Source organism: Ideonella azotifigens (assembly GCF_006519715.1).
Taxonomy (GTDB): domain Bacteria; phylum Pseudomonadota; class Gammaproteobacteria; order Burkholderiales; family Burkholderiaceae_C; genus Ideonella; species Ideonella azotifigens.
The window spans coordinates 1-2,244 of the sequence record NZ_VIDT01000802.1; the positions used below are offsets into that span (position 1 = coordinate 1).

Below are 2,244 nucleotides of genomic sequence, written 5' to 3' on the forward strand. Positions count from 1 at the left end.
GGCCCGGACACCTGGGCCAGCCTGAAGCCCGAATTCGCCGCCTGCGGCACTGGCCAGCGCCAGAGCCCGATCGACATCCGCGATGGCATCCAGGTGCAGATGCCTGCCATCCAGTTCGACTACAAGCCCAGCGGCTTCAGCGTGATCGACAACGGCCACACGGTGCAGGTCAACCTGCCGGCCGGCAGCGGCATCACCGTCAATAACCGCCGCTACGACCTGCTGCAGTTCCACTTCCACCGGCCGTCGGAGGAACGCATCAACGGCAAGCCCTTCGACATGGTGGTGCACCTGGTGCACAAGGACCCGGAAGGCAAGCTCGCCGTCGTCGCGGTGCTGCTGGAGCGCGGCAGCGCGCAGCCGGTGGTGCAGGCGGTGTGGAACGCCTTGCCGCTGGAGAAGAACGAGGACACGCCAGCGCCCGGCAGTCTCGACGTCAGCCAACTGCTGCCCAAGGACCAGCGCTTCTACACCTACATGGGCTCGCTGACCACGCCGCCTTGCAGCGAAGGCGTGTTGTGGATGGTGATGAAGCAGCCGGTGCAACTCTCCGTTGACCAGCTGAACATCTTCTCGCGCATGTACCCGATGAATGCCCGGCCGATCCAGCCCAGTGCGGGACGCATGATCAAAGAATCCAGCTGATCCCTTCAGGATTTCCCTGTCCCACAAGGCCGGCATGGCCTTGAGCGCGGGATTGACAGCGTCGCCAGGCGAGCGATGCTGCCGGTCTGTTCGCGCCTGATATTGCGTGTTGTTGGAACGTAAGGCGGCGTTCAGCACATTCACCGCATATCAAGGGGAGTCTTCATGCTGGAATCATTGCGTCCGGACCCGACCTTCCATCCGTCCGCCAAGCTCGCCATGGAGGCGCCACCCGAGCGCCTGGCCTACACCGTGCTGCTGTCGCCCGACGGCTCGCGTCCTGACGCACTCGCCGTTGTCGACGTGGACCCGGCCTCTGAGGCCTACGGCAAGCTGGTGTACCGGCTGGACATGCCTTACCGCGGCGACGAGTTCCACCACTTCGGCTGGAACGCCTGCAGCTCGGCGCTGTCGCCCATGTCCGGCCACAGCTTCCTGCGCCGCCGCTACCTGATCATTCCCGGCATCCGCTCGTCGCGCATCTACGTGATCGACACCCAGCCCAACCCGGCGCGGCCAACGATCCACAAGGTCATCGAGCCTGAGGAAGTGTTCAAGAAGACCGGCTACTCTCGGCCGCACACGGTGCACTGCGGGCCTGAAGGCATCTACGTCAGCACGCTGGGCGGCGGCGGGAAAGACGGCACCGACGGCCCGCCCGGCATCTTCCTGATGGACTGCCAGACCTTCGACGTGATCGGCCGCTGGGAGATCGAGCGCGGCCCGCAGAAGCTGCACTACGACTTCTGGTGGAACCTGCCGCGCGACTACATGGTCTCCAGCGAATGGGGCCTGCCGCCGCAGTTCGAAAACGGGCTGGACGCCGAGGGCCTGCTGGCCAACAAGTACGGCCACGCCATCCATTTCTGGAATCTGCGCGAACGCCGCCATGTGCAGACGCTGGACCTGGGCGCCAACCACCAGATGGCGCTGGAACTGCGCCCGGCGCACGACCCGACCAAGGAATACGGCTTCCTCGGCGTGGTGGTGGACACCACCAACCTCGAAGGCTCGATCTGGACCTGGTACCGGGAAAACGGCCAGTTCAAGATCGCCAAGACCGCCGTCATTCCGCCCGAGCCGGCACCGGCCGACCAGTTGCCACCGCTGCTGCAAGGCTTTGGCGCCGCGCCGCCGCTGATCAGCGACATCGACCTCTCGCTGGACGACCGTTTCCTCTACGTCGCCTGCTGGGGCACCGGCGAGCTGCGCCAGTACGACGTGAGCGACCCGCTGCACCCCCAACTCACCGGCAGCGTGCGCGCCGGTGGCGTGGCCAAACACACACCGCGCGCCAGCGGCAAGCCCTTTGGCGGCGGCCCGCAAATGACCGAGATCAGCCGCGATGGCAAGCGCGTCTACTTCAGCAACTCGCTCTACAGCAGCTGGGACAAGCAGTTCTACCCCGAGGGCGTGCCCGGCCTGCAACTGATGGCGCACGTGGGCCCGAACGGCGGGCTGACGCTGGACCCGAAGTTCGAAGTCGAGTTCGGTGCCGAGTACGCCTCGCACCAGATCCGCCTCGAAGGCGGCGACTGCTCGACCGACTCGTTCTGCTACCCGTCCGCATGAGCGTTGACCTTGCCACGGCCGGCCTGT

2 protein-coding genes are annotated in these 2,244 nt (G+C 65.8%); both read left to right on the forward strand.

Annotated features, from left to right (window positions below; translation table 11 throughout):
* A partial coding sequence (locus FKP22_RS27825) for a carbonic anhydrase (RefSeq protein WP_141291260.1) occupies window positions 1–645 on the forward strand: 645 nt, incomplete at its 5' end.
* A gap of 165 nt (window positions 646–810) precedes the next feature.
* Window positions 811–2,217 (forward strand): selenium-binding protein SBP56-related protein, encoded by a 1,407-nt coding sequence (locus tag FKP22_RS27830; RefSeq protein ID WP_141291262.1) that lies wholly within the window; start codon window positions 811–813, stop codon window positions 2,215–2,217.
* Window positions 2,218–2,244 lie beyond the last annotated feature (27 nt).

Excerpts from the sequence above, each read along its gene's own strand:
- FKP22_RS27830 (WP_141291262.1), top strand. The coding sequence starts at position 811 with ATGCTGGAATCATTGCGTCCGGACCCGACCTTCCATCCGTCCGCCAAG.